Raw genomic sequence first — 3,722 nt, 5'->3', positions numbered from 1 at the left:
TTCTGATGATTTCCGGGGCAATCACTTCAGTATGGGTGGTGCTGGGCCTCTGGATGCTAATGGGACTGGGCAAATCGGGCGTTGGGATGGCCACCATGCACGATGCCAACCACGGCTCTTTTTCGAAAAACAGCCGCATAAACAAACTGTTTGGCAATTCCATGTACCTGCTGGGCGGTTTCCCTGCCAACTGGCGCTACCAGCACAACACGCTGCACCACGGTTATACCAACGTGGAAGGGCACGATGAAGACATTGCTCCGCCCGAAATTTTGCGCTTGTCGCCTCACCGGCCGGTGAAAAAAATACACCGTTACCAGCATTTGTATGCCTGGTTGTTGTATAGTTTAATGACCATTTCGTGGATTATCTCGAAAGATTTCAGCAGGTTTCACAAATACAGGAAAGCCGGAGTTAAACTGGGCGGTAAACGCACCTACCGCAGCTTGATGACCGAACTGATTCTTTCCAAAGTTGCTTATTACGCCGTTTTTCTGGTTGTGCCTTTACTTACCATACCGGTTGCATGGTACTGGGTAGTTGCCGGTTTCCTTTTAATGCATTTTACCGCCGGACTGGTTTTGGCCAGCATTTTTCAAACAGCGCATGTTGTGCCTACATCAGAATATCCAATGCCCGATGAGAATGGCGAACTTAACAACAACTGGGCAGCGCACCAGTTATATACCACCTGCAATTTTGCACCTAAAAGCAAGATTTTTTCGTGGGCGATTGGCGGGCTGAATTACCAGGTTGAACATCATTTGTTTCCCAATATCAGCCATGTTCATTACCCCAAAATTGCCACAATTGTGCAAAAAAAGGCAGAGGAATATGGGCTACCTTATCATGTAAACAGAACATTTCTGGGTGCTTTATGGCAGCATACCCGGATGCTTAAACAACTGGGGACTTCCTGAAATGTGCCTTTGCCTGTTGCTTCAAACAAAATAACGATATGCAACACAGCATTGGTTCAAAAGTATATTCAATTGAATCCGAATTTGAAGATTCGTTCAGCATTAACACTGCGGACTGGAATCCCGGTAGCTGTTTTTTCCGTGTAAATAAATTGGATGAACAATGATCATATTAATGATTTTGACAATGGCAACAACTTTGAACAGTAAAGTGCTTTTTGATTTTACGAAAACCATGGATACCGGCAATTGGGTGGTGGTGAACGACGGGGTGATGGGCGGCCTGTCAAAAGGCAATTTTATGCACAGCGAAAATAACACAGCCGTTTTTTCCGGAACCGTTTCGCTGGAAAACAGCGGCGGTTTTTCGTCGGTACGATTTAACTCGGGCCACATTGATGCAGAAGGTTTTTCCATACTTGAGTTGTTTCTTAAGGGCGATGGGAAAAATTACCAAATTCGCATTCGCGAAAAAAACAGCGATTATTTTTCGTACATCTACACCTTCCAAACGTCGGGTGAGTGGGAAACCATAAAAGTTTCACTTGCAGAAATGTACCCCTCGTTCAGGGGCAGAACCTTAAATTTTCCAAATTATTCGGGAAAATCAATGGTGGAACTTTCTTTTTTAATTGGAAATAAAAAAGCGGAATCTTTCCGGCTCGAATTGCAAAAAGCAGTGCTAAAATGAGGTCGCTGTTTACTAGTCATCAGTCATCGGGTCTCCCGTCTTCTGTCTTTTGACTTCCGTCTCCCGACTTCTTCCTAAAATACCGTTCCGATTTTCCCCACAACTTTCCGGCCTCCCGGAATAACTTTTTTGTGGCTTTTTCTGCCGTTTGGTCTGCCTTTTTGTAGGCGTTACTTTGATGAATTTTTTCAGCAGTTTCGTCTATAAATTCCTCAGCCTTTTCAATCCAGTTATCATATTTTTTCTGAGTTGTTTCCTTCTTTTCCGGTTCCTGATTTTTTTCGGGTTTCATATGGCAATCTTTTTCTTGTAACAGGAGCAAAGATAATGAATAACGGAGGCAAACCCTGCCCCACTGGTTTCGAATGAGTGCATGACTAATTTCATGCAATAATTTTCCGAAGAGATACCTTTGACATGCGCTGGCCCACCATTTGATTTCCGGTCTGGTAAAACAAAAATGGTATTATTACAGGCGATAAAAAAATGAAATGCCAGATGCTTTGTGGAGAGAGGATTGATTTTTTTGAACTTAAGAATCAGGTATTTATCAGGTAAGATTCAATAATTTCCATCAGCATTTTTTTGTTTATAGGTTTCGAAACATAATTATCACAACCAGATTCGAGGCACTTTTTCCGTTCCTCGGGCATGGCATAAGCAGTTTGGGCAATAACGGGCAGGTTAGGATGCGATTTTTTTATTTCTGCAAGAGCCTCCAGTCCGCTCATAACAGGCATTCTGATATCGAGGAGAACCAGATCCGGAATTTTTTCGCCAATTAGCTGGAGCAGTTCCTTTCCATTTTCGGCACGTTTGATTTGAATTGCTGAGGCGGATAAAATTTCAGTAAGGTAATAATATGAATAAGAGTCATCTTCGGCAATATAAATGAGTTTATCTGAAAAATCGGGTTTCTTTCCTTTACCGGCTTTGGGTTTCTGTGAAATTAGTTCACCCTCATTTTTATTGTATGGTAGGTGAAAATAAAATATGCTGCCTTTTCCCGCCTCTGATTTCAGCCAGATTTTTCCACCCAATAAATCGAGCAGTCCTTTGGTGATGCTTAAACCCAGACCGGCTCCCTCTTTAAAGTTTACATTATCAGCTTGTGAAAACCGTTCAAAAATCAGGTTAAATGATTCTTTTGGAATGCCATGCCCCGTATCTTTTACAAAAAACTCGGCTACCGGATTATTGCCTGTCTTTTTTATCGTATATCCCACGGTAATGGTACCAGAATCGGTATATTTAACGGCATTCCCGATGAGGTTGTTTAAGATTTGTTTGAATCGCACCTCATCTGTGTCGAGAATTAAATCTTTCCATTCACTATCAACCTCTATATGAATTTGAATATTTTTTTCTAACGAGTTGATTTTGTTTCTATGGATTTCCACAATATTTTTTAATCCTGAATATATGCGTATAGGTTGAATGTCAATACTCATCTGGTTCAATTCAATTTTGGAGATGTCGATGATATCGTCTATTATCCTGATCAGTTGCTCACCAGACATTTTAATGAGCGAACTGTAATTTTTAAATTTTTGTGGGGTTAGCTCTTCGCTCGTAATCAATTCAGAAAAACCGAGAACGGCATTCATTGGTGTACGGATTTCATGGCTCATGTTGGCTAAAAAAGCAGATTTCAGCCTGTCAGATTCTTCTGCCCTGATTTTTTCTATTTCAAGTTTTTTTCGGTTTTCCCTGAGCAATTGAATCATCCTTTTTTCCTTTTTCAATGATTTGTCGATGTTTGAAATTATAACCGCAAGTCCTGCTGAAATAAGGGAAGTAATTACAATGAAATTTATGGAATTTACAATCCAGCCTGCTGTTCCGTACTCAGAAATCAACCCGATTCCTTCGGTTTTAAAATATACCGGAAGTGTTAGCAATGCAAGTGAAACTATATTTATGGTTGTGGAAATAATTACCCCCCTAAATCCATAAAAAAAACCAGCCAGCAACGGGAAAAAAAACAACCAGTTAAATCCTGCACCTGCCTGTCCCATAAGGATTAAAATGGCGATACCGAGCACATATAATGTTATAAGTGAAATTTTTACCTTGGCCTGGGAAGAAAGTTTTCTTGAAAAGGAAACATA

Annotated in this window: 4 protein-coding genes; 2 read left to right on the top strand and 2 right to left on the bottom strand. The window is 40.8% G+C overall.

The window, feature by feature from the left end:
* Positions 1-920: fatty acid desaturase family protein (locus ACESMA_RS21345; RefSeq protein ID WP_372950912.1), on the top strand; the 920-nt coding region annotated here is incomplete at its 5' end.
* Positions 921-1,107: 187 nt separating this feature from the next.
* Complete coding sequence (locus ACESMA_RS21340) at positions 1,108-1,611, top strand: CIA30 family protein (protein ID WP_372950911.1); 504 nt, start codon at positions 1,108-1,110, stop codon at positions 1,609-1,611.
* A gap of 19 nt (positions 1,612-1,630) precedes the next feature.
* On the opposite strand, the gene ACESMA_RS21335 is transcribed toward ACESMA_RS21340, so the two are convergent.
* Entirely contained in the window at positions 1,631-1,903 is a 273-nt protein-coding gene (locus ACESMA_RS21335) for a hypothetical protein (RefSeq protein ID WP_372950910.1), read from the bottom strand.
* 247 nt (positions 1,904-2,150) lie between these two features.
* On the bottom strand, positions 2,151-3,722 hold a 1,572-nt coding region (locus tag ACESMA_RS21330), incomplete at its 5' end, for a response regulator (protein WP_372950909.1).

It is taken from the genome of Mariniphaga sp., from assembly GCF_041687215.1.
Taxonomy (GTDB): Bacteria; Bacteroidota; Bacteroidia; order Bacteroidales; family Prolixibacteraceae; genus Mariniphaga.
The sequence above is the reverse complement of the archived record's forward strand: the minus strand, read 5'-3'. Positions and strand labels throughout refer to the sequence as shown.